Annotated in this window: 22 protein-coding genes; 9 read left to right on the forward strand and 13 right to left on the reverse strand. The window is 63.6% G+C overall.

Features of this window, described 5'->3' with window-relative positions; translation table 11 throughout:
• Positions 1 to 96: 96 nt before the first annotated feature.
• The 3 genes from DV733_RS15390 to DV733_RS15400 all read right to left on the reverse strand — a co-directional run bounded on the left by DV733_RS15390 (position 97) and on the right by DV733_RS15400 (position 2867).
• Positions 97 to 1059: a halocyanin domain-containing protein gene (locus tag DV733_RS15390; protein WP_049992861.1), complete on the reverse strand. Its 963-nt coding sequence runs from the start codon at positions 1057 to 1059 to the stop codon at positions 97 to 99.
• Positions 1060 to 1062: 3 nt separating this feature from the next.
• The gene (locus DV733_RS15395) at positions 1063 to 2211 is read right to left on the reverse strand and encodes a multicopper oxidase domain-containing protein (protein WP_049992862.1); all 1149 of its coding nucleotides are present in this window, start codon (positions 2209 to 2211) and stop codon (positions 1063 to 1065) included.
• A gap of 107 nt (positions 2212 to 2318) precedes the next feature.
• Positions 2319 to 2867, reverse strand: coding sequence for a hypothetical protein (locus DV733_RS15400; RefSeq protein WP_049992863.1), 549 nt, complete (start codon positions 2865 to 2867; stop codon positions 2319 to 2321).
• Between the two features lie 324 nt (positions 2868 to 3191).
• On the opposite strand from DV733_RS15400, the gene DV733_RS15405 reads away from it, so the two are divergent.
• Together DV733_RS15405 and DV733_RS15410 are read left to right on the forward strand one after the other, a co-directional pair.
• Positions 3192 to 4754 carry a sensor histidine kinase gene (locus tag DV733_RS15405; protein WP_049992864.1) on the forward strand — a complete coding sequence of 521 codons (1563 nt, stop codon included), beginning with the start codon at positions 3192 to 3194 and terminating at the stop codon, positions 4752 to 4754.
• 91 nt (positions 4755 to 4845) lie between these two features.
• Positions 4846 to 5697, forward strand: coding sequence for a prenyltransferase (locus tag DV733_RS15410; RefSeq protein ID WP_079979448.1), 852 nt, complete (start codon positions 4846 to 4848; stop codon positions 5695 to 5697).
• A gap of 220 nt (positions 5698 to 5917) precedes the next feature.
• Here the strand turns inward: DV733_RS15410 and galT are convergent, their stop codons facing one another.
• Positions 5918 to 6898 (reverse strand): galactose-1-phosphate uridylyltransferase, encoded by a 981-nt coding sequence (galT, locus tag DV733_RS15415; protein ID WP_049992866.1) that lies wholly within the window; start codon positions 6896 to 6898, stop codon positions 5918 to 5920.
• Between the two features lie 191 nt (positions 6899 to 7089).
• On the opposite strand from galT, the gene galK reads away from it, so the two are divergent.
• The gene (gene galK, locus DV733_RS15420; RefSeq protein ID WP_049992867.1) at positions 7090 to 8154 is read left to right on the forward strand and encodes a galactokinase; all 1065 of its coding nucleotides are present in this window, start codon (positions 7090 to 7092) and stop codon (positions 8152 to 8154) included.
• Positions 8155 to 8156: 2 nt separating this feature from the next.
• On the opposite strand, the gene DV733_RS15425 is transcribed toward galK, so the two are convergent.
• The 5 genes from DV733_RS15425 to DV733_RS15445 all read right to left on the reverse strand — a co-directional run bounded on the left by DV733_RS15425 (position 8157) and on the right by DV733_RS15445 (position 13831).
• Positions 8157 to 9317, reverse strand: coding sequence for an ABC transporter ATP-binding protein (locus tag DV733_RS15425; RefSeq protein WP_049992868.1), 1161 nt, complete (start codon positions 9315 to 9317; stop codon positions 8157 to 8159).
• A 33-nt stretch (positions 9318 to 9350) separates the two neighbouring features.
• A complete protein-coding gene (locus tag DV733_RS15430) occupies positions 9351 to 10316 on the reverse strand; it encodes a carbohydrate ABC transporter permease (RefSeq protein ID WP_049992869.1) in 966 nt (321 codons plus the stop codon).
• Complete coding sequence (locus DV733_RS15435) at positions 10313 to 11380, reverse strand: carbohydrate ABC transporter permease (RefSeq protein ID WP_049992870.1); 1068 nt, start codon at positions 11378 to 11380, stop codon at positions 10313 to 10315. Before DV733_RS15435 ends, DV733_RS15430 begins: the two co-directional genes overlap by 4 nt.
• A gap of 20 nt (positions 11381 to 11400) precedes the next feature.
• Complete coding sequence (locus DV733_RS15440) at positions 11401 to 12714, reverse strand: ABC transporter substrate-binding protein (RefSeq protein ID WP_049992871.1); 1314 nt, start codon at positions 12712 to 12714, stop codon at positions 11401 to 11403.
• A gap of 133 nt (positions 12715 to 12847) precedes the next feature.
• Positions 12848 to 13831, reverse strand: coding sequence for a Gfo/Idh/MocA family protein (locus DV733_RS15445; protein ID WP_049992872.1), 984 nt, complete (start codon positions 13829 to 13831; stop codon positions 12848 to 12850).
• 78 nt (positions 13832 to 13909) lie between these two features.
• On the opposite strand from DV733_RS15445, the gene DV733_RS15450 reads away from it, so the two are divergent.
• On the forward strand, positions 13910 to 15319 hold the full coding sequence (locus tag DV733_RS15450) for a class II fumarate hydratase (protein ID WP_049992873.1): 1410 nt from the start codon (positions 13910 to 13912) through the stop codon (positions 15317 to 15319).
• 96 nt (positions 15320 to 15415) lie between these two features.
• On the opposite strand, the gene DV733_RS15455 is transcribed toward DV733_RS15450, so the two are convergent.
• Positions 15416 to 16303, reverse strand: a complete 888-nt coding sequence (locus tag DV733_RS15455) for a hypothetical protein (protein ID WP_049992874.1) — start codon at positions 16301 to 16303, stop codon at positions 15416 to 15418.
• A 259-nt stretch (positions 16304 to 16562) separates the two neighbouring features.
• Here DV733_RS15455 and gatE point away from each other — a divergent pair, with 259 nt between their 5' ends.
• From gatE to DV733_RS15470, 3 genes are read left to right on the forward strand one after another with little or no spacing between them, the layout of a single operon-like run.
• Positions 16563 to 18434: a Glu-tRNA(Gln) amidotransferase subunit GatE gene (gatE, locus tag DV733_RS15460; protein WP_049992875.1), complete on the forward strand. Its 1872-nt coding sequence runs from the start codon at positions 16563 to 16565 to the stop codon at positions 18432 to 18434.
• A 26-nt stretch (positions 18435 to 18460) separates the two neighbouring features.
• Positions 18461 to 18886, forward strand: coding sequence for a hypothetical protein (locus tag DV733_RS15465; protein ID WP_049992876.1), 426 nt, complete (start codon positions 18461 to 18463; stop codon positions 18884 to 18886).
• A gap of 59 nt (positions 18887 to 18945) precedes the next feature.
• Entirely contained in the window at positions 18946 to 19464 is a 519-nt protein-coding gene (locus tag DV733_RS15470; RefSeq protein ID WP_049992877.1) for a TspO/MBR family protein, read from the forward strand.
• Positions 19465 to 19470: 6 nt separating this feature from the next.
• On the opposite strand, the gene DV733_RS15475 is transcribed toward DV733_RS15470, so the two are convergent.
• The 3 genes from DV733_RS15475 to DV733_RS15485 all read right to left on the reverse strand — a co-directional run bounded on the left by DV733_RS15475 (position 19471) and on the right by DV733_RS15485 (position 22257).
• Positions 19471 to 21528, reverse strand: coding sequence for a glycoside hydrolase family 15 protein (locus tag DV733_RS15475; RefSeq protein WP_049992878.1), 2058 nt, complete (start codon positions 21526 to 21528; stop codon positions 19471 to 19473).
• Positions 21529 to 21595: 67 nt separating this feature from the next.
• Complete coding sequence (locus DV733_RS15480; protein WP_049992879.1) at positions 21596 to 21940, reverse strand: glutaredoxin family protein; 345 nt, start codon at positions 21938 to 21940, stop codon at positions 21596 to 21598.
• Positions 21941 to 21990: 50 nt separating this feature from the next.
• The gene (locus tag DV733_RS15485; RefSeq protein ID WP_049992880.1) at positions 21991 to 22257 is read right to left on the reverse strand and encodes a BolA family protein; all 267 of its coding nucleotides are present in this window, start codon (positions 22255 to 22257) and stop codon (positions 21991 to 21993) included.
• A 76-nt stretch (positions 22258 to 22333) separates the two neighbouring features.
• On the opposite strand from DV733_RS15485, the gene DV733_RS15490 reads away from it, so the two are divergent.
• Both DV733_RS15490 and DV733_RS15495 read left to right on the forward strand, forming a co-directional pair.
• On the forward strand, positions 22334 to 23332 hold the full coding sequence (locus DV733_RS15490) for a mannose-1-phosphate guanylyltransferase (protein WP_049992881.1): 999 nt from the start codon (positions 22334 to 22336) through the stop codon (positions 23330 to 23332).
• A 65-nt stretch (positions 23333 to 23397) separates the two neighbouring features.
• Complete coding sequence (locus tag DV733_RS15495; RefSeq protein WP_049992882.1) at positions 23398 to 23706, forward strand: DUF7116 family protein; 309 nt, start codon at positions 23398 to 23400, stop codon at positions 23704 to 23706.
• Positions 23707 to 23735 lie beyond the last annotated feature (29 nt).

Below are 23735 nucleotides of genomic sequence, written 5' to 3' on the forward strand. Positions count from 1 at the left end.
CTGTGATGAGCCAAACCTCTTGCCATCATTACCATCAATCTATAATGCGCTATGTAGAGTGTTTGGGTCCCATTCTCACGAATAGAAATGGATCGATCAGTCGCGCCGGCCAGTCTTCTCACGGACGCCAGCGCCGAAGAGGCCGAAGATCGCACCAGTGAGACCGACCCCGCCGCCGATCGCGAGCAGTCGGCCGGAGCCCCGACGCGTCTGCCCGTCTCCGCCGCCGACGACGACCGCACCGCGCATCCCCATCTCCGTGTGCGGAGTGCAGGCGTACTTGTACGTCCCCGACTCTGCGGTGAACTCGAAGGTGTGACCAGCTTCGCCGGTGAGTTCGCTCTCGAAGGAGCCGTCTTCAGCGACGACGTTGTGAGTCCCACCTGCGCCAGTCCACTCCCAGACGATCGTCGTCCCGGGGTCGACCCGGACCGCTGCCGGGCCGAACGCGTAGGGGCCCTTGTTCCCGCCAGCGCCGACCTCGATTGTCACCTCGTCCTGACCAGTCTGGTCGACGGTCCGCTCGAAGTTGCCCGTCTTCGCGAACCAGTCGCCGTAATCGGGACCACTCGTCTGCCGGTCGGATTCGTCGCCACCGCCGCCGCCGACGCCGGGTTCGCCGACCACGACGACGCCTTTCATCCCCATCACCTTGTGTGGGTTGCAGTAGTACTTGACGACCCCTTCAGACTCGACGGTCTGCTCGAAAGTGTGTCCGGCTTCGCTGGCGTACTCGCTCTCGAAGGAGCCGTCTTCGGCGACGACGTTGTGTGTGCCGTCGCCGGTCCACTCCCAGACGACAGTGGTTCCGGGATCGACCCGGACCGCCGCGGGACCGAAGCCGTTCGGGCCGTTGTTAGCCGAGACGCCGACCTCGATTGTCACCTCGTTCTGGCCAGTCTTGTCGACGAGATCGTCGTAGTTGCCGGCGTTGTCCAGATAACCGTCGAAGCTCGGTTTGGCCGCGGCCGTGGGAACGCCGGCCAGTGCCGCCGCACCAGCGGCACCTGCGACGCCGCTGAGAACCGTTCGCCGACTCACCCCTCTGTTCTGACCCATGTCTCACACCTCGTATCCCGCGTATTCCATCAGGTTCGCGAAGATGTCGGTGTCCATGACTTCCTTGTAGACGACGCCGGTCAGCATCCCGCCAGGGTAGAAATTGCCGTTCATGACGTGGTTGACCTTGTGGCAGTGCATGAGGTAGATCCCGGGGTCGGCGTCGGCCTCGAACTCGATGGTGTGGCGTTCGGCGGGCGCGACGTTGGTCACGTCCATCTCGTGGCGTGCCGCCTCCGGAATCACGCCGCCGTCTTTCTCGACACGCTCGAAGCGGTGGTTGTGAATGTGCAGCGGGTGACTCATGTACCCGCCGTTGACGAAGTGCACCCGGACGGTATCGCCCTGTTCGACGATCAACGGTGATCCATCCTCGGGGTGGAGCGTCCGTGGTGCGACCTTTCCGTTGACGGTGAAGACGTCGGGCTGGCGGTCGCGCGGCGAGTAGCTGGCGTCCTGGCCGGCCATCATCTTGTTGAGCCGGGAGTCCCACTCCTTGACCGTCATGAAGTACTCCTTGTCGGCCGGCTCGTAGTCCTTGGGATCGACTCGGAAGATGCCGTACATACCCATGTCGATGTGACGATGGGTTTGGAAGTGGCAGTGATAGAGGTGGGTTCCGGGGACGTTCGCCGGGATTTCGTAGGTGTGTTTCTCGCCAGGTTCGACGGTGATTCCCGTCGTCGTCGGGACGCCGTCGTCTTTCCACTGCTTGGTGACGCCGTGGAAGTGAACGGTGTGTGGCCGCTGGCCGTTGGTGTTGTCCAGCGTCACTTCCATGTCTTCGCCCTCGGTCGTCCGCAGGATCGGTGCCGGGACGCTGAGGGGGCCGTCGTCGGCCTGGAAGGCCCACACTCGTGGGAGTTCGACCGGCCCGCCCATCGTCTCTAGCGGATGGGCCTGGTGGACGGCCGGCTGCGTCCCGAGCGTCACCTGGTTGCCTTGCTCGTCGACCTGCACGACTTCGGGCGGACTCGTCGTCGGGAGATCGCTTTGCTGGGCAGCGCTGAGATTCTCGGTCCTACCGGTGTCGTCGACGCTGCTGGCCGGTGCTGCACAGCCTGCGGCAGCGAGTGCTCCGGTGGTCCCAGTCGCTGCGATAAATTCTCGTCGAGACAGTCCCGTTCCGGGCGCGCCGATGCGATCGGTCATTACACCCGAGCATTTGAAGCCCCCTCATATAGGGGGTCCAGCACATTCCAGCGGATCGGGAATCGGGTGAACATGTTCGTCACCCATTTATAAATGAGTGGCCGAACTCAGGATTCGATCTCCGAGCGGAGTGACTCGATGCGTTCCAGCAGCTGTTCGATCTGTTCGTCGACCTGGGCCTGACTCTGTTCGCGGAGCTGTTCGAGCTGTGACTCGGTCTGGTCGAGAAATTGTCCGGTCTGGGCCTCCAGATCTGCGTGGGCGTCCAGCAGTGCCGACAGCTGCTCGTCGAGCGAATCGACGTAGGCCTCGGTGGCCTCTTCGGCGTTCTCGATCCCCTCTTCGGTCATCTCCAGGGCCTGTTCGCCGGCCTGTTCGACGGCGTCGAACTGCTCGTCGATCGCCTCTCTGACCTGCTCGATGCCCGCGACCGACCCGGGAACCGTGGATTCGATCATATCCAGTTGGGAGTGCATCGCGTCGCGGGTCATCTCGGCGCTGCGTTGCTGGGCCTCGGCACCGCTTTCGAGGCCGCCAACGAGTGACTCCGAAAGCTGTTTCTGGAACTGGAGACTGCGCTTGAAAGCCTCGTTGCTCTGTTCGATCGCCCGGCGCTGTACCTCGAAGGCCATGCTGAGGGGGTTGTCCTCGGGCATACGCGTGTGCTCGGCGGCCTCACATATCAAACCAGCCCCCGGTTCACGACGTCGCCCAGACGAAACTGCTCGCGAGACGGCCGTCGACAGGTCACGTCTCCCGGCTGGACTACTCGCGCATAAAATCGCTCGCGGGCCGCCGTTGACAGGTCACGTCTCCCGGCTGGACTACTCGCACGTGAACGTGCTCGCGGGCCGCCGTCGACAGGTCACGTCTCCCGGCCGGACTGGCTGCGCATACACGCGCAGCCGTGCCACCGTCGACAGGTCTCTTCACGTGGACCTGTGTCTTTATTGTCCAATACACCAATGTATGGACGACTGATGGGGTCCCGGATCAACTACAGCGGTCTCGTGATCGCTGGCGTGGGATTCTTTCTGACGCGATTCACTGTCACGCTCGCGATCTACGAGGACCCATTCCGGTTCTACCTCGCCGGAGTCGTCCCGCTGTTGCTCGGACTCGGTCTCGCCGCGTTCGGCGTCGCGCTGACAGTCGCAGATGTCGACGCGGCGCTAGTGCGGACCACGGCACTATGGTGTGTCGTCGGGGCCGGGACGATGCTCGTGTTAGTCACGCTCACGCTCGTCGGCTCGGCCGTCGACGGAATGTCGAATCTGGCAGCCGCACGAGAGCGAGCATACATGTCGAACTTCCTCATCGGTGGCAGTATCGGCGGCACCCTGACGGGGTTGTACGCGGCACGAAACCGACAGCAACGCACCGAACTCGCCCGGCAGGCCGACCGACTCGAAGTACTGAACCGATTCCTCCGTCACGAGGTACTCAACGCCGTCGCCGCGATCCGTGGCTACACGGCAATCAAAGACGAGGATCCACGGGACGCGGACGCGCTGGTCGATCGCCACTCCGACTCGATCGCCGAGACGATCGAAGAGGTGAAGTATCTCACTAGAACTGCACGAACGAACGAGCACCAGCTTAGCGCGACCGACGTGCGTAGCTGTCTCGACCGCAGCGTCACGGCCGTCCGCGAGCAGAATCCCGGTGCGGAGATCAGTGTCGAGGCAGACAAAGGGGTGTCAGTGCGCGCCACCGACCGCCTCGAACGAGTCTTCACCCATCTGCTGGAGAACGCGGCAGCCCACGCGGGGACTGCCTCGGCGTCGATCGACGTCTCGGTCGTCGAGACGGCCTCGACCGTGCGCGTCAGTATCGCCGACGACGGCCCCGGACTCCCCGACGACCAGCAGCGTTTGCTCGAGACCGGCGACATCGACTCCTTCGACGATCCCGGCACTGGATTCGGACTCAACGTCGTCCGCTTCCTCGTCGAGAGTTACCAGGGTTCGATCGAGACGAGCGTCGACGACGCCGGCACGACGGTCACCGTCGTCCTCCCGCGTGCGACGACCAGCGAGACGGGCCTGCGGCCGAGCCCGACCGATCTGACCGGCTTGCGGCCCTCGGTCTCCCATCTGATCGTCACGCTGGCCGTCTCGCTGATCGCCGGGCTCGCGTACGGGCTCGTCTCGGAATCCTTGGGGGGATCGATCAGCGGTATCGGTGTCTTCTACGGTGTCCAGAGCCCCGTCATCGGCTGGATCACGCACGAGTTCCACAGCGTCGTCTTCGGCTTCGCGTTCGTCGGATTCGTCTCGATCACACCGGACCGCTACCACGACACCCTCCCCGCGTACGCGACTATCGGCGTCGGGTGGGGGATCGCACTCTGGGTCTTCGCCGCGAGCATCGTCGCGCCGGCCTGGCTGCAACTGCTTGATTTCCCGGCGACGATTCCGAACTTCTCCATCGACCTGCTCGCCAATCACGTCGTCTGGGGAGCCGTCCTCGGTGTGTTGACGCTGTACGGATTCAGATACGTGACGCCGTGGCTCGAACGACTCGGTTCGGGCGAGTCGTAACGGAGGATGGCAGCCCCAACGCGCTTTTCCCGGTGTCGTCCATACCGACAGTGTGGAACTGTCGTCCCGTCGCGTGTACGCACTGTGTGCGATGAGTCGTCCCTCCCAGTTGGCGTTGATCGTACTCGTCTACACGCTGGGTGCCCTGATCGCACTCCGGACAGTCTCGCTTGATCTGCTATCGCTGCTCGGCGGTCTCACAGCCTTGCTGCCCGTCGCCGTTTCGGTCCACTACGTCAACGAGTACGCCGACTACCAGACTGACAGCCTGACCGAACGGACGCCGTTCTCGGGCGGCAGCGGAGCACTCCAGCGGACGGGACTTCCCAGACGATTCGCCTGGCGGGCGGCCTGGCCGACACTCGGCATCGGCGTCACGGCAGCGATTTTCTGTGTGGCTCACGGCTTCACCCTCGTGACACTCGGATTACTCGGGTCGATCGCAGTCCTCGGCTGGCAGTACTCCGTCGGCCCCCTGGCGCTGGTCTGGCGTGGTTTCGGCGAGGTGACAAACGCCGCCCTTGGTGGTTTACTCTTGCCGCTGTACGGGGCAGCGAGCCAGACTGGCTCACTCTCACCAACGGTCGCACTCGCGATGATTCCGTTCACCCTGCTCGTCCTGGTCAATCTGCTGGCGACCCACTGGCCAGATCGCGAGGCAGACGCGGCGGTCGGCAAGTCGACGCTCCCGACGCGGTGGGGCTCCACGAGATTACGGCAGGCCCACGCAGGCCTGACCGTCCTCGCCGGGGTCGCCCTTCTCGGGCTCACGGGCACTGTCATCCCGACACTGGTCACAGTCGCAAGTATCCCAGCGTTCGTGGTGGCTATCTGGGCATTTCGGCGGTACACTCGCCAGCGATCTCCGTTTCCGTCAGTCGCTGCGATGGTCACACTCGCGCTCTGTCAGACGGCTGGCTGGCTGTGGCTCCTCGCTGTCTGATCGGCTCCTGACTCCGACCCCTAACTGTGTTGGTACTGTCTCTACCTATTCCGGGATCGTTCGTTGAGATATGAGCCACGCGATACTCACGATCGAAGGCGACTACGCCGTTCTGGAAGGGGCCGACGAGTCCGAACGGCTCGAATCGGACGCCGTCGTCTCGCTGGACGAGTGGGCGTAGCGACGTACTGTACCGGTCGGACCGACGGTCCGGCGGCGATCACGACGAGTCAATACACGACCGTAACTCGGCCGCAGCCTCCTCGGCCAGCTTGTTGTTGACGTACGTTCCCGCCCCGCGTTCGCTACCGGCCAGATGTTTGAGTTTCTCAGCCGTCCGGTGTGGTGGATAGAACTCGATGTGGAAGTGCGCGGCTGCCGCTCCCTCGGCTGTCGTCGGTTCCTGATGCACGGCCATCACGTACGGCAATTCGAAGCCGAACAGCCCGTCGTAGCGTACGATCATGTCTTTGAGCATCCGACCGAGATCGTCGAGGTGGCGCTCCTCGAAATCAGCGATCGACGGGAGATGATCGTCGGCGTAGACGTGCATCTCGTAGGCGTAGCGGGCCTGGAACGGAACAATAGCAGTAAAGTGGTCGGTCTCACTGACGAGGCGGCTTCCGTCCTTGCGCTCGGCGGCGAGGACGTCACAGAACAGACACGCGCCGTTTTCCTCGTGATGGGCCGCGCTCGCGTCGAGTTCACGTTCGATCTTCGGGGGGACGAACGGGTAGGCGTAGATCTGGCCGTGTGGATGCTCAAGTGTCACGCCGATCTCCTCGCCGCGGTTCTCGAAGATGTAGACGTATTCGTGGTCGGGATGGTCTCCGAGTGAGACGTACCGGTCCTGCCACACACGGGCGAGCTTCTGGAATCGCTCGACATCGAACGCCGAGGCCGCGGCGTCGTGATCGTCGGTGAAGAGGACGACCTCGCAGGTCCCATTCGCGGGCGCGCTTCGGAACAGGTCCGTACTCTCAACGGCGGGTTCGGGCGGGTCAGGTTGGAGCGAGGGAAACGCGTTCTCGACGACGGCGACGTCGTACTCGGGCTCGGGGATGGCCGTCGGGTACTCGTCGTCGGCCTCGGTCGGGCAGAACGGACAGTAGTCTTTGGGAGGTTTGAAGGTCCGATCCTGGCGATGGGTGGCGGTGACGACCCACTCGCGCTGGAACGGGTCCCAGCGGCGTTCAGTCATGGTGGCAATGGGGGTAGTCAGTCATCGTCGCCCGGATCGCTCGGACCGTCGAACTCGTAGAGGTGGACGTAGCGGCCGTGATCGTTCTCGATGCTGCGGCGGTTCACGACCCGATACTCGGGTTCCCGGGCCGATAATTCTAGCGACTCCTTCGCAACACTCACCACGCGTGCAGTCCACTCACCCGTACGATGTACCACGTGCGATCGCCGGGCCGCGTGAATCTGATCGGCGAGCATACCGACTACAGCGGCGGCTACGCCATGCCGATCGCGACCGATCTCGCGACCACGCTCGACGCCGAGCCAGCAGAGTCGGTCACGATCACCTCGCGAGCGATGGGCGAGACGCGGACGTTCGAACTGGACGATCCCGAACCGGTCGGGGACTGGACCGACTACGTTCGCGGCTGTTACGCTGTCCTCGACGAGTCGGGCTACGATCCCGGCGGTTTCGAGGGAGAGATCGACGGCGACCTGCCGATCGGCGCGGGACTGAGTTCCTCTGCGAGCCTGGAACTCGCGGTGCTGGCGTTTCTGGGGGCGGCCTACGATCTCGACCTCTCACGGGAAGAACTCGCCCGCCTCGGCCAGCGAGTCGAGAACGACTTCGTCGGCGTCGACTGCGGGCTGATGGACCAGTTCTCCGTCGCGCTCTCGAAATCGAATCACGCGCTGTTCGTCGATTTGGGCGAGGAGTCGTTCGCCCGGATCCCGATCCCGGCCGATCTGGAGTTCGTCGTCGTCGACTCCGGTGTCGAACGATCGCTGTCGAGCACGCCGTACAACGATCGCCGTGCGACGATCGAGTCCGCACTGGCAGCGCTCGGCGTCGAGCACTCCCCAGCCGTGGACCTGGCCGCGCTGAGCCAACTAGACGACCAACTCGCCAAGCGTCTCGGCTACGTCGTACGCGAGAACGCCCGCGTCCGGCAGGCGGCGACGGCACTCGAAGACGGAGAGAGCGAGCGATTCGGCGACATCCTCGTCGAGGCCCACGAGGATCTGGCGGCGAACTTCGACGCAAGCACGCCCGAACTGGATTGCATCGTCGAGACAGCCGTCGAACACGGGGCCTACGGCGCGCGCCTCAGTGGCGCTGGCTGGGGCGGGGCCGTCGTCCTCGCAGTCGACGGCCAGAACGCCCAGGAGATTGCAGAAACAGTCGAACACGACTACAGGGAGACGTTCCCCGAACGCGAGCCACGAACGTATCAGATCACACCGGCCGACGGCGTGACCGTCGAGCAGCGGTAGCGCTACTGGAGGTGTGGATCCCGTTCGTCGAGGTCTTCGAGGTCCCGATTTTTCAGCGCCGTTCCATCGTCCGTATCGAAGAGGTGGATCGCCGACTCGGGGATGTGAGCGACCACCGACTGGCCGCTTTCGAGTCGTTGCATCCCGCCGACCGTCGCGACGAACGTCTCGACACTGTCACCGCGCTCGTCGCCGAACGCGAGATAGACGTTCTCCTCGTCGCCCATCGGCTCGACGACGTCGACGACCGTCGCGAAGTCGTGATCGTCGGCCGGCATCGCACCGACCTCCACCGAGATCGCACTCGGTCGGATCCCGAGCATGACGCGTTCGTGGCCGTCGACTTCCGACCGGACCGACTCAGAGATCGGGTAGGTGAACTGTTCGGTGACGAGCTGGTCGTCCTCGACGGCCATCTCGAAGAAGTTCATCGACGGCTCGCCGATGAAGCCGGCCACGAACTCGTTGTTCGGCTCGTGATAACACTCCAGGGGCGTCCCGACCTGCTGGAGGACGCCGTCGTTGAGGATGGCGATCCGATCGCTCATCGTCATCGCCTCGGTCTGGTCGTGAGTCACGTAGACGGTCGTCACGCCCAGGTCTTCCTGAAGACGCTGGAGTTCGGTCCGCATCGTCGACCGGAGTTTGGCGTCGAGATTCGAGAGTGGCTCGTCCATCAGGAAGACTTCGGGGTCGCGGACGATTGCCCGCCCGAGCGCGACGCGTTGTTGCTGGCCGCCTGAGAGTTCGCTGGGTTTGCGATCGAGGAGGTCCTCGATGCCCATCATCGTAGCCGTCTCGGTGACGACTTCGCTGATCTTCTCGTCGGGCATCTCCGTCGATTCCTCCAGCCCGAAGCTCATGTTCTGCTTGACGGTCATGTGCGGATAGAGCGCGTAGCTCTGGAACACCATCGCGATGTCTCGATCCGCGGGTGGCTGTTCGTTGATCCGTTCGCCGCCCAGTCGGATCTCGCCTTCTGTGATAGTTTCCAGACCTGCGATCATCCGCAGGGTCGTCGATTTGCCACAGCCCGAAGGGCCGACCAGTACGAGGAACTCGCCGTCCGGGATGTCGACGTTGACGTCGTCGACGGCGACGATGTCGCTCCCGTCGTCGTCAGTGAATATCTTCGTTATCGAGTCGAGTGTGAGTTCTGCCATTAGTGATCACCTGAATTGAGAGGGGTATTCATCTTACGCTGCCACTCCTTTCGCGAACTTGTCACCGAAGACGACGTACACCAGCAGCGTCGGAAGCGCCGCGATGAACGCGCCGGCCATTCGTAGCGGGTAGTCGACCCCTTCTTGTGATGCGCCGAGATCCACGAGCTGCTGGGTGACGACCGCCGCTTCGTTGTTCTGGACGAGGATCAGCGCGAACAGCAGATCGTTCCAGATCTGCGTGAACTGGTAGATGAACACGACGGCGAACATCGGCACCGACAGCGGCAGGATGATCCGACGGTAGATCCGGCGGATCGACGCACCGTCCAGCCGCGCGGCTTCGACCATCTCGTCGGGGAGTTTCTTGTAGTGTGCCCGGAACAACAGCGCACAGATCGGTATCCCGTAGGCCGTGTGGGTGATGATCAACGAGATCAACTGCCAGTGATACGGCTGGAACCCAAGCTCCCAGCCGAGGAGCATGAACGTACTCGGAATCTCGAAGAGACCGAAGACACTGATCCCGTTCGCGACGGATTCGAGCCACCAGTCCTGAATCGGGACGATGTTGTACCAGAACACCGTCAGCGGGACGAGCACTGCCTGGTACGGGATGAAGATTCCAGCGACGAACAGCGAGTAGATACCGACCTGTCCGCGCCAGCTGATGGTCGTCAGCCCGTAGGCAGCCATACTACCCAGCAGTCCCGACAGGATCGTCGCCGGGACGACGAGGACGAGACTGTTGATGAGACCATCGAGGAGGCTGAAGAAGCCTTCACTCCAGGAGGCAAGGGTCGCATCCCAGGGTAACGGCGGGAGATACGGATTTCGGCCCGTGAAGTCACCTGCCCTTTTGATAGAGGTGGCGAGTCCCGTCTCGATCGGAATGAGATAGAACACCACCATCCCGAGGAGGAACGCGTAGAGTCCGATACGACTCCACGACCGTCCGAGGATACCGCTATCGGACTGTCCAGGTCTGTCTGAGCTCATAGGTCACCTCGTCTGTATTGGGTGTAGAGATACGGCGCGACGATTGACAGTGCCATCACGAACAGGACGATCGCGATCGCCGAGGCGAAGGCGAATCGGCTGTTCTGATAGGCTTCTCTGACCATCCGGGTCGCGAGAATGTCCGCGGCCGATCCCGGGTTGTACGACCCGTACAGCGAGTAGATGAAGTCGAAGGCCTTCAGCGAGAAGACCATCAACACGACCAGCGCGCTGACGGTCGCCGTCCGAAGCTGTGGGATGATGACTCGCCAGTACATTCGAATCGTGCTCGCGCCGTCGACACGTGCGGCTTCGAAGTGACTGTCCGGGATCGCACGGAGTCCTGCGAGGTAGACGACCATGGCGTAGCCGCTGTACTGCCAGATCAATGCAAATACGATCGCTGCCAGCTTCACCGGGATGCCGATGCTCCCGATCGCGATCGGCCCGAGTGCGATCGACTCCACTCCCAGTAGCGTCGAGTTCTGGATAATCTCGACCGAGCCGGCACCAACGGCCTCGAAAAGAGCGTTGACGAGCCCGTACTCCCTGTTGTACATGAACGCCCAGAACTTCGCGGTCACGACGAACGAGAGGCTCATGGGCAGCAGATAGATGGTGCGGAACGTGTTCTCGAAGCGGATGTCCCGATCGACCAGAATCGCGAGCCAGAGACCGAGTGCGAGACAGACGACCGCGAACGCGACCATCAGGACGATCGTATTCTGGGCCGCGTTCCAGATCGGACTGATATACGATCCGACGTCGAATCTAGCCCACGAGGGCGTCCCGCCGTCGAAGGCGATCGCGTAGTTCTCGAAGTCGAGGTTCGAGTAATCGATCGTCGAGAGGTTGTTACTGACGTTCGTCAACGAGATGACGAAGTTCCAGATAATCGCGCCGTAGACGAACAGGAACACCAGCAGAAACGGTGGCAACCAGAACGGGGCCGAACGCACCGAATCGCGGTTCAGGAACTTCGTCCGCTGGTCTGTCGTGCCACCGTCGCTTCTGAGTTGACGGCGATGTATGCGTCGCTTGACCGCTCTGAGTATCTTGCGCATAAAAAATCAGGTGTGGGCGATCAGTTGAACGCGTTCATTAGCGCGTCAGTCGTGCTCCCGACGTCGCGGTTGGAGATAAAGTCACTGAACGCGTCGCCGAAGTTCGACAGTACCGGCGGCACGACGGCCAGCCCGTGCTGGATCGATGGCGGCTGGGCGTCGGAGTTGGTGAAGTTGTCGTACTGGTCCTGCTGGAACTCGTTCAACTGAGAGACGTCCGCGTCGGAGCGGGGCGGAATCGACCCCTTCTCGCGGTTGAACGCGATCTGGGCTTCGGTGCCGCCACAGTACTTCAGGAATACCTTCGTCGCCTCTGGGTTCGGTGCTTCCGCCGGGAACGGGAACGAGTCCATGTTCAGCGCGTAGTGACCCTCCGAGCCGGGGAACGGCACGTGGTCCCAGTCTTCGCCGTAGACGAAGTCTTCGCCGAAGCCACCGGCGGCCCAGTCGCCCTGATGCATGAACGCCGCTTCGCCGTTCTGCATACGAGTGCTCGCTTCCGGGAATCCGATCGAGGACGCGTCGTCGAACGTGTAATCGATCATCGTGTCGACTGCTTCGAGTGCCGACTCGACAGCCGATCGACTTCCTTCACCGTTGATGTAATCGTTGTACCCACTCTGACCAGCCTGGGCGAGAAGCACAGTCTCCCAGAGCTGTCCCGCCGTCCAAGCGGCGTTGGCGTGGGCGTGCGGCGTCGCGTCAGTTTCGCTTGCGACAGTCTCCATCGCATCGAGGACATCCGATGGCGTCGAGAACGACGACGGATCGACACCTGCTTCCTCGACGACAGACGTGTTGTAGAACAGGTTGTTGATCCGGTGGATGTTCAACGGCACGGCGACGTACTTACCGTCGACCTGTGCTTGCTGTTTCGGGCCTTCGAGGTAGTTGTCTTTGAGGTCGCTGTCCCAGACGTCTCCTTCGAGGTCGCCGTACTGGTCGGCGGTGAATCGCAGGAGGTTCTTGCCCGGCCATGCCTGCCAGGTACTCGGAGGGTTGCCCGAACTCATCCGCGTCTGGATCGACGAGACGAGGTTCGACCGTGCTGCACCCTGGACGACAGAGTCCGTGATGTTGACGTCCTCGTTCTCGAACCCGTCTTTCAGCGCCTGGAGGGCGTTTGCACCGTCACCGCTCCCCCACGCGTGGAGAATCGAGACTTCACCGCTCGCGTTGCCCATTCCGTTGCCGTTGCCACCGTTCCCGTTTCCGTTACCGCCGTTCCCATTCCCGTTGCCACCGCCACCACAGCCGGCGAGGGCCCCAGCTGTCGCAACGCCTGTCGCTCGAAGAACGTTCCGCCGTGAAATGTATTGATTTTCGTCTGACATGGTGTGACTCCGTTTGTCTAACCGTGACTATTGTGGCGCTGTATTGCCATCCATTTAATTCTACCCCATTATCCACCATCCTTTATTATTTTTACTAATACAGGACCCTCAAACTGGGGTAGAAAATAAACGATTAATTCATATAGTCTAGAGTCACTGGCTCACTCTGTTCTGCGCTCTCGTAGACGGCGTCGATGACGGCCATGTTCGCGACGGTTTCCTCGCGGTCGATCCGGGGCTGGCGACCAGACTGGACGCTCTCCGCAAAGTGTTCGACCTCTCGCTGGTACTGATCGACGGGATCGAATCGTTCAGTCACGCGCCGTCCATCGAGTTCGTACTCGATCGTCGCCTCGCGGTCGGTCCCGACGTCGAAGGCGTCCTCGACTTCGAGCCAGCCGTTCTCGGCTTCGACGCGGTAGGTCTGGACGGCCGGCGTGTCGAACCCCGAGGCGATCCGTGCAGTGGCATCGTCGTACTCCAGCAGTCCCGCCATGTCGGTTTCGACCCCACAGTTGCGACTGTCCCGCGTTCGCGCGTACACGCGGTCGGGTTCGCCCAGGAACAACCGCGCGGCGCTGATCGCGTAACAGCCGACATCCATCACGCTGCCACCGGCCAGGTCGGGATCGAGACGTATGTCTCCCGGTCGGTCCCGTAACGCGAACTTGAACGTCGCGTCAACGGCGTGGACGCCCTCGAATTTCTCGTGGACGATTTCGGCTGCTCGTTCCGTTCGGGGGTGAAAGCGGTACATGAACGCCTCCATCAGCGTCACGCCGCGGTCGGCACAGTAGTCGTGTAGTTGGGCCGCGGACTCTGCGTCGGCGGTCAGTGGTTTCTCACAGAGGATGTGCAGGCCTGCGTCGGCGGCCTTCCGTGTCCACTCAGCGTGGAGGGCGTTGGGCAGTGGGACGTAGACGGCGTCGAGATCCTCGTCCCCCAGGAGCGCTTCGTAACTGCCGTAACTCCGAGGGACGTCGAGGTCAGCGGCCACGCTCGCCGCACGATCGGCGTCGCGGGAGGCGATCGCCAGCACTTCGTGCTCACTCTGTTGGATTCCGGGAATCACGTCTTCGCGTCCGATTTTCGCTGTGGAGAGGATACCAAAACGCATACAGGCCGTTGTGCGGGCCGCGGGATAAGTCTTCGACGCACCAGAGTCGTTTAGTCGGGGCCGTTCGAACCCCCGTCTATGGCAGACGACGATTACCGAACGGAGGCGGACAGTCTCGGAGAGATGCAGGTTCCGGCCGATGCCTACTGGGGCGCACAGACCCAGCGCGCGGTCGAGAACTTCCCGATCAGTGGGATCACCTTCGGCCGGCGGTTCGTGCGCGCGCTCGGAATCGTCAAGAAATCCGCCGCGAAGGCCAATCGCGACCTCGGCACGATCCCCGAAGACAAAGCCGACTGTATCATCGAAGCCGCCGACGAGGTCATCGCGGGCGAGCACGACGAGCAGTTCCCCGTCGACGTCTTTCAGACCGGGAGCGGAACCTCGACGAACATGAACGCCAACGAGGTCATCGCCAACCGCGCGACCGAGCTCTACGGCGGCGAGATCGGAACTCGGGAGATCCATCCCAACGACCACGTCAACTTCGGCCAGTCGAGCAACGACGTGATCCCCACGGCGATGCACGTCGCCTCGGGCGAGGCCGTCGTCAACGACGTCCTGCCCGCGCTCGCGACACTCAAAGATGCGCTCGAAGCCAAAGAGGAGGAGTTTGAAGACGTCGTCAAGACGGGCCGCACCCATCTGCAGGACGCGACGCCAGTCACCCTGGGCCAGGAGTTCGGGGGCTACCGCACCCAGATCGAGAAGGGGATCGAGCGCGTCGAGAGCGTCCGCCCCCGACTCGAAGAACTCGCGCTCGGTGGAACTGCCGTCGGTACAGGCCTGAACACCCATCCTGAGTTCCCAGAACGGGCCGCGCGGTACATCGGCGAGGAGACGGGGATTCCGTTCCGAGAGGCCGACGATCACTTCGAGGCCCAGGCCGCCCACGACGCCATGAGCGAGGCCCACGGCGCGCTCCGGACCGTCGCCGGATCGCTGAACAAGATCGCCAACGATCTCCGGTTGCTCGCTTCCGGACCGCGAAACGGCCTCGGCGAGATTGACCAGCCCGAGAACCAGCCGGGATCGTCGATCATGCCCGGCAAGATCAATCCCGTCGTCGCCGAAGCCGTGAATCAGGTCCACAAGCAGGTCGTGGGCAACGACGCGGCCGTCTCCGCCGGTGCGGCGGAGGGGCAGATCGACCTCAACCTCTACAAGCCCTTGCTCGCGCACAACTTCCTCCAGAGCGCCGAGTTGATCACGAACGGTAGCGAGGTCTTCGCCGAGAAGTTCGTCGCCAAACTGGAGGCCGACCGCGAACACTGCGAGGAGCGCGTCCAGCAGAGCATGGCGCTGGCGACAGCGCTGAATCCGGCTATCGGCTACGACAAAGCCAGTAAGGTCGCGAAGAAGGCCCTGGCCGAGAACAAGACGATCCGCGAGGTCGTGCTCGAAGAGGGATATCTCGACGAGGACGAGGTCGACGAGGTGCTGGATCCGCGGAAGATGACCGAGCGGGGGATCCTGGGAGAAGAGTAGGCAGTGAGGAGCGCGTCAGCGTCTCCGAACAGTAGTCTTCTCAGAGGGGAGGAGAAGAGTAGACAGTGAGCGGGGACAGTCGCAATCCCGGGCGGACTACCCCCGAGTCTGATTCAGTGCTTCGGTGAGCCACGGTGGCTCGTCGAGCCGATTTCGATCGATCGGATCGATCGTGATCGTGAACTCGACAGTCCGGTCACGGCCGATCGGTGACTCGGTGTAGTTCACGGACAACCGCCGGACGAGTCCGTCTTCGCGGACGATCGCACTGACGCGATAGTCGGCCGAAAACGCGTAGAGACCGCCTGCGGCGTTTCGACCGTCGAGCCGGTAGTGCGGTTCGCCCCGCCAGGTCGTCCGTTCGACGGAGATATTCTCGACCCAGAGTGCTTGCTGGACGACGATGGGTGTGTTGCGAAGTCTGACGTTCGGTCGGGACAACCCCAGCCGCGCGTAGGTCACGTTCGAATCTCGCACCGAGCGTTCCACCGCGAGCGTCCTGTTTCTGAACACGCTCTGGTTGATCGTCGTCGCGGTGTCGCGTTCGAGGTAGACGATTCGCTTCGACTCGTCGTATCGATAGGTCCGATCGGGGAGCAACGCGACAGTCCGGTTGACCTTCGCCCGCCGGTCGTCTACTTCGACGCCGACCGTCTGCCAGGTCCGGCGCTCGTGGATCCTGACGGCCTGCTGCTGGAGCACGGCTCGATGAGCGCGCGCCAGGTCGCCCGATCCGATCGTCGACTCGTTGGTGATCCCGTCGATCGGTATCTCACTGACTTCGGGGGGATCGTCCCTGAGTTCAGGCACCGGAATTTCGGCTGGCGGCTGTGGCGTCGGAACCGGTGTTCGGTCGTCCTCGACGTCCGGCACGGGTGCGGGTGTGACCGACTCTGCCGGCCCCGATTGCTCGGTATCGCTCGGCAGCGAACACCCCGAGAGGACGAGGAGAAGGGCAACCCCGATCGACACGGACCAGCGCATATATCGACTGTGTTCGTCCCGGATCGGTAAAAGGAGCGTGCAGGAACAGTTCGGGCGCTGCCTTCTCGCCGTCTCGCTGAGCGACCATTGGATCGGCTCGCACAAGCGCGAACAAGTGGGGTCCCGGCAGGACGGTATCGTCCCGACGAGAGAGCATTGGATAGGCTCGCATGAACGCGAGCCAGTGGGGGTCCCGGCAGGACGATACCGTCCTGCCGAGACAGTGTGCTTTTTGTCCACGCCCTCGCAGTCTCTGGCAATGACCGAGGACTTCGACTACGAGGATCTGGGGCTGATCGCCGGCCTCGAGATCCACCAGCAACTCGATACAGAAGCCAAGCTCTTCTGTAACTGTCCGACGCGCCTGCGCGAACCAGAGGAGTCGACCCGCCGACTGACTCGGTATCTCCATCCGACCAAGAGCGAACTCGGCGAACTCGACGAGGCTGCGCTCGAAGAGAGTCAGGTCGAACGCGAGTTCGAATATCTGGCTTACGACTCGACCTGCCTAGTCGAGGAAGACGACGAACCGCCACACCGAATCGACGACGAAGCGCTCACGGTCGCTCTCGAGATTGCCCAGCTACTCGAGATGGAGCCGGTCGATCAGGTCCACCCGATGCGCAAGCTCGTCATCGACGGCTCGAACACGTCGGGATTCCAGCGTACCATGTTGATCGCCGACGACGGTGAGATCCAGACCGACGACGGCCCCGTAGGCGTCGAAGACCTCATGCTCGAAGAGGAGAGCGCCCAGCGCGTCGAAGAAACTGATTCGGGCGTGCGCTACTCGCTCGATCGACTCGGAATCCCACTCGTCGAGATCGGCACGAAGCCGGACATCCGCTCGCCCGAACAGGCTCGCGAGGCCGCCGAACAGATCGGCATGCTCCTGCGCTCGACCGGCCACGTCAAGCGCGGCCTGGGAACCATCCGCCAGGACGTCAACGTCTCGATCGCCGAGGGCTCGCGGATCGAGCTCAAGGGAGTCCAGAGCCTCGACGACATCGACGACATCGTCCGCAACGAGGTCCGCCGCCAGGTCGAACTGGTCGAGATCGCCGACGAACTCGACGCACGCGACGCCAGCGTCGGCACGCCCGAAGATGTCTCCAAGGTGTTCGAGGACACCGATTCCGGCGTCATCCGGGGCGCACTCGATAGTGGCGGCGTAGTCAAAGCCGTCCGACTCGAAGGATTCGACGGGATCGTGGGTCGGGAGATTCAGCCCGACCGCCGTCTCGGGACCGAGTTCTCCGACCACGCAAAGCGCCACGGCGCGGGCGGGATCTTCCACACCGACGAACTCCCCGCCTACGGCGTAACCGACGCGGAAGTCGACGCGCTCCGCGAGGCCGTCGACGCCGGGCCCGAGGATGCGGTCGCAATCGTCGCCGACGACCCAGAGACGGCCGAACTGGCGATCGAGGCGGTCGCCAACCGGGCCGAGACCGCACTCGAAGGCGTCCCCGAGGAGACTCGCGACGCCAACGAGGACGCCACCTCACGATACCTGCGGCCACTCCCCGGTGCGGCGCGGATGTACCCCGAAACGGACGTCCCGCCGGTCGAACCGGACGTCAGTTCGGTCGAGACGCCCGAACTCCTCACCGAGAAGGTCGAGCGCTACCAGGCCGAATACGACCTGGACGCCGGACTCGCCGAGCAGGCCGCCTACGGCGAGCACATGCCGCTGTTTGAGGATGTCGTCGCACAGGGGGTCGATCCCACGCTCGCAGCTGGCACGCTCGAATCCACGCTGACCGCGCTCCGTCGTGACGACGTCTCCGTCGAGAATCTCACCGACGAGCACCTCCGAGACACGCTCGTCCTCGTCGACGAGGGCGACGTCCCCAACGAGGGACTGGAAGACCTCCTGACGGCACTCGCGGAGAACCCCGAGTTGACGGCCGAGGAGGCCGTCGAGCAGGAAGACCTCGGTGGCGTCGCCGAAGACGAAGTCCGCGAGGCGGTCGTCGAGGTCGTCGAACGAAACGCCGAGCAGGTCGAGAGCGAGGGGATGGGCGCGTTCTCCGGGCTGATGGGCGAGTGCATGGGCGCGCTCCGCGGGAAAGCAGACGGCGACCTCGTCAGTAGCGTCCTGCGCGAGGAGATCCAGAAGCGATCCTGACCACACCCCGACCGGAGCCACTCACCATGTACTCCCGCGCGCACGGTGCGATCTCGCTCGCGACCGGCGTCGGTCTCGTCGCGACCGGCGTGGAGTGGCTCCACCCGCTGGTGGTCGTCGGCTACGCCGTGGCGATCGGCGTCGGGATCGACTTAGATCACTTTCTGATCGCCCGCTACAACACGGGGAGTTGGCGGGCGCTTCGGTACGTCTTCTCGAAGCCCCGCCGCGCGCTGGGCGATCAGTCGACGATCTTCCGTGAGGACGATCTCGGCCCGTTCGAGCGACTCCTGAGCCACGTCGTCATCATCGGACTCGCGGTTCTGGCGACGTGGCTGGTCGCCCCTTCGCTTGGGGTGATCACGGCGGTCACGCTGTACGGCCACGTACTCTCGGATCTGGTGGCCGACGTCCGAATGTTCGAGGTACACGTGCGCGGCAATTCACTGTAGGCAGTCATCCTGTGACGGCGGTCGGTAGATTGTCGGTTCTGCGGGCCGTTGTCGTCGCCATGGCTACGGCACTGTCACAGTGGATACGGCCGACGGTCGATCTCGACCGGACAGACGCCATGCTGGCCCTGCTGGTCGTCGTCGCGGTCAACGCCGTCGGTGCAGCACCGGCGATCCTCGGCGGCCCGAACTCCGAGTGGTTCGCGAACCTGGAGAAGCCGGCACTGTACCCGCCGACGTGGGCCTTCGGCGTCGTCTGGACGCTGCTGTTCTCGCTGATGGGGATCGCCGTGTATCTCGTCGCCAGGAACGGCCTGGATCGTGGACCCGTCAAACTGGCCCTCGGGCTGTTCGTCCTGCAGTTCGCGTTCAACGTCGCGTGGACGCCGGTCTTCTTCGCGCTCGAACGGCCGCTGGCCGCCCTCGGCGTGATCGTCGTCCTCGACGTCCTCGTGGCGGTCACCATCGTCGCGTTCGCCCGGATCGAACGCGTGGCGGCGACGCTGCTGGTCCCGTATCTGCTCTGGACGCTCTTTGCGACGCTTCTGAACTACCAATTCTGGGCACTGAATGCCTGAAGTCCCCTATTCTCCGGGAGCCATCCCGTAAGGTTCGCCGCGTCTGAGACTCTCGACGAGCAAAATGTAGGTCGCCTGTGTCCACTGCAGATTGGAGTTCCAGCTCACGTTGCCGTCGCCGTCGACGCGCTCGGGGAGCAAGTCCGCGCTGGTCGTCCACCGCTTGACGTGATCGTGAACGTGGTCCTCGACGGCGTCGGAGTCGAGGCCGTTCTGCCAGCGTACCACGTCGGCGTAGGCCTCACAGAGGGGCCACCCGCCGTCCTCGGCGGTCCCGGAGGGCGTGTAGACGTCGCCGGGGTAGCGCCCGACACACGCCACCTCGTCGGCCGCCCAGAAGTCCTCGTCGGCGAGTTCGGCAGTCGACCGCATGGCGGGCGCGTCGGCATCGACGACGTTCCAGGGCCAGTAGGCCATGAACGCCGCGGCGTCGGGACGCTCGTCGGGCGCGGGATGCGGACGGTACTCTGGGTTGTCCGCGGTCACGAAGTGATCGCCGTAGGGCGTGTCGGTCTTGAAGCAGTACGTCTCCATGTTCGAGGCCCAGACCGACGCCCGCTCGCGACACTGCTCGGCGAAGTCGGTCTCGCCACGTGAGTCGGCCAGTTCGGCCATGCATCGCAGCCCCGCGATCGCAGACGCGACGCCCTCGGTCGAGTACCCCCAGATCTCCTCCCAGGGGTCCTGATGGGCCTCGGGGAAGCCCCAGCCGTTGTCCCATCCCAGCAGGAACTCGGCGGCACGCCTGGACATCTCGTAATGCTCGTCGACGAGGCTGTCGTCGCCCGTCTCCTGCCAGCAGAGCCAGTGGGCGTAGATGGGTCCGCCGACCTGATCGAGCTGGAGGGCTCGCCAGTGGGGCGTCCCGTCAGTGTAGTAGTTCTGCCACCAGGTGCCGTGGCGCTCGATCCCGCGCTCGTCGACGACGTCGCCCGTGATCTGAACGCGGTCGAGCCAGTTGACGGCGTCGCGAGCCTCCGATTCAGCGCCTGCGGCCAGCAACGCCTGGATCATGATGACCTGATCGCGCGGCCAGACGAACTTGTAGGTCATGTTCTCGGGCTTGAACGCGCCCGCGACCATCGCCTCGGCTTCGCTGTCGCGGGCAGCCCGGAGTGCCGTCAGCGACCGTTCGTAGAGCCTGTCGACGTACTGATCGCCTGTTGGCGAGGTCGTGACGCCCTCGTGCCAGGATTCCCAGGCGTCGGCGAAGGCCTCGCGGTCGGCTTCGTAGCCCGCGTCCAGGGCTTCGCGGGCGTGATCGATCGCCGATTCGGCGTCCGTCGCGAAGCCGATCGCAGTCGTCCACTCGACCGTCTCCGCCTCGGGGGCGTACAGGCCGAACCCGGAGTCCAGATCGCCGCCGCCGGCGGTGGAGTTGGTTATCCAGCCGTCGTTCTCCTGATAGATGTCGGCCCAGGCACTGCGCTCGCGTCCGTAGCGCTGGCCGGTGTTGCCGATCCGATACCCGTCGAATCGCCGGCGACCATCGCGGTCTTGCATGATCGCCAGAAATCGGTGATCGTCGTCGGCGACGACGACGTCGTGCTCACGAGTGCAGCGGACCTGTGCCTCGTGAACCGCATTTGGATCCTCGTGGTCGTGGCCGTTGATCCCGAGATTGACGATCGTGTAGAGCGTGCGCTCGCCAGGTTTGTCGAAGGTCGCGCGATTGCTGATCGTCATCGAGCAACGGTCGACGCTCTCGACGACGCGCTGCTCGAGGGTCGCACCCGTCCCGTCGACGAATTCGAACTCGTTTTGCAAGACGATCTCGGGCACCCGGTCGTCGGTCCAGTCGACGTCGGCGTCGACGGCGTCTTCGCGCACGTCGAGGGTCTGCTGGTGTTCGGGGTCCCACAGCAGCGTGTGGAGGTTGTAGAACAACTCGACGTCCGACCGGAATGCCGAGGTCTCTTCGAGGAGTGCGCCGTCACCGGCGACTCGTTCGTTGGCGGCGTAGCAGTTGGCCGAGACGAGGATGTGCTGGCCGTCGCCAGCGGGCGTGCTGGCGATGGCGTCCTTGTCGCTGGGGATCTGAAAGTCGATCGGCGGTTCGAACATGGCTCACGAATCGAACCCCGGTTCAATAAGTTTCGCCCCGGTTCGCGTCGAATCCCCCTCTCGACCCTCACTCGATTTCGAGTGTCTCTTCGAGGTCGCCGCGTTCTGCGAGTTCGACGATGATGTCGCTGCCGCCGACGAACTCGCCGTCGACGTACAACTGCGGGATGGTCTGCCAGTTGCTGTGTGATTCCAGCGCTTCGCGGTACTCCGCGAGCGCATCGAGGACGTTCACCGTCTCGAAGTCGACGTCGTAGCGAGCCAGCGTCCCCACGGCACGCTGGGAAAACCCACACTGGGGCCGCTGTGGCGTCCCTTTGATGAACAGGACGCGATCGTTCGATCCGATGTACTCGTCTACTGCCTCGTGAATCGACTCGGATTCAGTCGCGGAGGGCGTTTCGGTGGCCATGGCTGCTAGACGACTCTCGCCGGACAAATGAATTACGTAACCCCGAATCGTTACGCCCCGGACTGATCCGGCGCGTCGGGTGGGGCTTTCTCGGGCGTATAGGTCGTCACCTTCAGGGCGTGGATGTCGGTCGTCAGGTGTTCGTCGACGGCGTCGTAGACGAGGCTGTGCTGGTCGACCAGCGACTTGCCCTCGAAGGCGGGCGAGACGACCTCGGCAGCGAGGTGGTCAGTGTCGTTCGGTCGCGGCGTCGTCACGCGGGCATGAGCGTCCGGGAGCGCGTCCTCGATGACGCGCTCGACGTCTTCGGGGTTCATACCACGAAAGAGGAGCGCGAACGGGAAAACGCTTGCCAGCCGTTGGCTTTTCGTCGGAGCGTGCGAACGCAGGTGTATGGATCGGCCACTCGTCGCGGTCGTGCTCGCTGGCGGGACCGGAACCCGACTCTACCCCGCGACCCGAAGCGACCGCCCCAAACAGTTTCAACCGTTCGGTGGCGAGCGGTCGATGCTCGCCGAGACGGTCCGCCGGGCCAATTTCGCCGACGAAGTGTACGTGCTGACTCGACCAGCCTTCGCCGAGTCAGTCCGCGAGCACGCGCCCTCGGCGGCCGTCCTGACCGAGCCGGCACCGAGAGACACGGGTCCAGCGCTCGTCTACGCCGCCCACCGAATCCGCGAGCAGGTCGGCGAGTGTGTGCTGTGCTGTCTGCCCAGCGACCACCGCGTCGACGGCGACTTCCAGGCCACGGTCGAGACGGCGTGTGCGGTCGCCGCCCGAACTGGATCGCTCGTCACTATCGGAATCGAACCCACCCGAGCGGAGACGGGCTACGGCTACGTCGAACCCGGGGCCGACCACGGCGAGTACTACGAAGTAGAGTCGTTCACCGAGAAACCGGACGCCGAGACCGCCCAACGATACGTCGAATCGGGCTACCTCTGGAACAGCGGGACGTTCGCCTGGACGCCCACGGACTTCCTCGCGGCCGCCAGCGAGACGGAACTCAGATCGCTGGTGGAGGCGCTCGAGGCTGGCAACCCCGAGCGAGGATTCGAGGATTGTCCATCGATCAGCGTCGACTACGCGGTGCTGGAGTCGGCCGAGAACGTCGCGGTCGTTCCCGCGAGTTACGAGTGGGACGACCTGGGCTCGTGGGACGCCTTCGAGCGTCTGCTGGACGCCGACGGCGAGGGAAACGTCGCGCTCGGCGAGGCGCTGGCGATCGACGCCAGCGACAACGTCTTCGCCAGTGACGGCCACGTCGCTGCGGTGGGGGTCGAGGATCTGGTGATCGCGAGTTTCGACGATCGAACACTGGTCCTCCCGAAATCGGAGAGTCAACGCGTTCGCGAGGTCGTCGAGCGACTCCGGAAAGAGGGACAGTTCTGAAAGGTTCTCTCCAGATCCTGTCACGTGGGAAGGCTTAATACCGGTGCGCGAGAAGGAGCAGTTGGATGGGGACTGTTACCACACACCTCGCGTCCCAAGCGCGTACGATTTTCGACGACCTCGGTTACACCGTCTCGGACGACGGTGAGGAGATCAGAGCCGAACGGAAGTGGCGCGTCGTTCAGGTGACGCCGATGCCCGAGCCGACCGACGCTCCGACGAATGGAGAGTTCCGTTGTTTCGTCACCCGCGCAGGCCAGTGTACCGCCCTCAAACAGCGTCTCGCCAGTCAGAACGTCCGCTACGAGTGGGCGATCATCAGTGTCGAGGACGACGGCTCCTACGAAGTCTGTGACGCGACGACCTTCGCATAGGCACGCGCCGATACTGTTTCCTCGCAGGC

It is taken from the genome of Halapricum salinum, assembly GCF_004799665.1.
Classification (GTDB): Archaea; Halobacteriota; Halobacteria; order Halobacteriales; family Haloarculaceae; genus Halapricum; species Halapricum salinum.

Bases quoted from the DNA above. Each gene is read 5' to 3' on its own strand.
- DV733_RS15390 (WP_049992861.1), bottom strand. From the start codon at position 1,059: ATGGGTCAGAACAGAGGGGTGAGTCGGCGAACGGTTCTCAGCGGCGTC.
- DV733_RS15395 (WP_049992862.1), bottom strand. From the start codon at position 2,211: ATGACCGATCGCATCGGCGCGCCCGGAACGGGACTGTCTCGACGAGAA.
- DV733_RS15400 (WP_049992863.1), bottom strand. From the start codon at position 2,867: ATGCCCGAGGACAACCCCCTCAGCATGGCCTTCGAGGTACAGCGCCGG.
- DV733_RS15405 (WP_049992864.1), top strand. From the start codon at position 3,192: ATGGGGTCCCGGATCAACTACAGCGGTCTCGTGATCGCTGGCGTGGGA.
- DV733_RS15410 (WP_079979448.1), top strand. From the start codon at position 4,846: ATGAGTCGTCCCTCCCAGTTGGCGTTGATCGTACTCGTCTACACGCTG.
- galT (WP_049992866.1), bottom strand. From the start codon at position 6,898: ATGACTGAACGCCGCTGGGACCCGTTCCAGCGCGAGTGGGTCGTCACC.
- galK (WP_049992867.1), top strand. From the start codon at position 7,090: ATGTACCACGTGCGATCGCCGGGCCGCGTGAATCTGATCGGCGAGCAT.
- DV733_RS15425 (WP_049992868.1), bottom strand. From the start codon at position 9,317: ATGGCAGAACTCACACTCGACTCGATAACGAAGATATTCACTGACGAC.
- DV733_RS15430 (WP_049992869.1), bottom strand. From the start codon at position 10,316: ATGAGCTCAGACAGACCTGGACAGTCCGATAGCGGTATCCTCGGACGG.
- DV733_RS15435 (WP_049992870.1), bottom strand. From the start codon at position 11,380: ATGCGCAAGATACTCAGAGCGGTCAAGCGACGCATACATCGCCGTCAA.
- DV733_RS15440 (WP_049992871.1), bottom strand. From the start codon at position 12,714: ATGTCAGACGAAAATCAATACATTTCACGGCGGAACGTTCTTCGAGCG.
- DV733_RS15445 (WP_049992872.1), bottom strand. From the start codon at position 13,831: ATGCGTTTTGGTATCCTCTCCACAGCGAAAATCGGACGCGAAGACGTG.
- DV733_RS15450 (WP_049992873.1), top strand. From the start codon at position 13,910: ATGGCAGACGACGATTACCGAACGGAGGCGGACAGTCTCGGAGAGATG.
- DV733_RS15455 (WP_049992874.1), bottom strand. From the start codon at position 16,303: ATGCGCTGGTCCGTGTCGATCGGGGTTGCCCTTCTCCTCGTCCTCTCG.
- gatE (WP_049992875.1), top strand. From the start codon at position 16,563: ATGACCGAGGACTTCGACTACGAGGATCTGGGGCTGATCGCCGGCCTC.
- DV733_RS15465 (WP_049992876.1), top strand. From the start codon at position 18,461: ATGTACTCCCGCGCGCACGGTGCGATCTCGCTCGCGACCGGCGTCGGT.
- DV733_RS15470 (WP_049992877.1), top strand. From the start codon at position 18,946: ATGGCTACGGCACTGTCACAGTGGATACGGCCGACGGTCGATCTCGAC.
- DV733_RS15475 (WP_049992878.1), bottom strand. From the start codon at position 21,528: ATGTTCGAACCGCCGATCGACTTTCAGATCCCCAGCGACAAGGACGCC.
- DV733_RS15480 (WP_049992879.1), bottom strand. From the start codon at position 21,940: ATGGCCACCGAAACGCCCTCCGCGACTGAATCCGAGTCGATTCACGAG.
- DV733_RS15485 (WP_049992880.1), bottom strand. From the start codon at position 22,257: ATGAACCCCGAAGACGTCGAGCGCGTCATCGAGGACGCGCTCCCGGAC.
- DV733_RS15490 (WP_049992881.1), top strand. From the start codon at position 22,334: ATGGATCGGCCACTCGTCGCGGTCGTGCTCGCTGGCGGGACCGGAACC.
- DV733_RS15495 (WP_049992882.1), top strand. From the start codon at position 23,398: ATGGGGACTGTTACCACACACCTCGCGTCCCAAGCGCGTACGATTTTC.